General features: G+C 68.1%; 1 protein-coding gene. It reads right to left on the bottom strand.

Annotated elements, in window-relative coordinates:
* A partial coding sequence (locus OP79_RS49410; protein WP_033329976.1) for a glycoside hydrolase family 2 TIM barrel-domain containing protein occupies positions 1-254 on the bottom strand: 254 nt, incomplete at both ends.

The following is a 254-nucleotide window of genomic DNA, read 5'->3' as shown; positions in this document are numbered from 1 at the left end:
AAAGGCCGGGTGCGGCGGGTAGTGGGAGGTGCGCACAGCGTTGATGTTGTGCCGCTTCATCAGCAGCACGTCCTCGCGCATCGTCTCCAGGTCCAGGGCACGGCCGCGCTCGGGGTGCCACTCGTGCCGGTTGACGCCCTTGAAGAGGAGCGGCGTGCCGTTGACCTTGATCAGGCCGTCCTCGAGTACGACCGTGCGGAAGCCGATCCGCAGGGGGATCCGCTCGCCCTCGGTGGCCAGCACGCCGTCGTACA

This window comes from Streptomyces yerevanensis (assembly GCF_000716805.1).
Taxonomy (GTDB): domain Bacteria; phylum Actinomycetota; class Actinomycetes; order Streptomycetales; family Streptomycetaceae; genus Streptomyces; species Streptomyces flaveus.
Note: the sequence above shows the minus strand (reverse complement) of the source record. Positions and strands in the feature narration are given on the sequence as shown.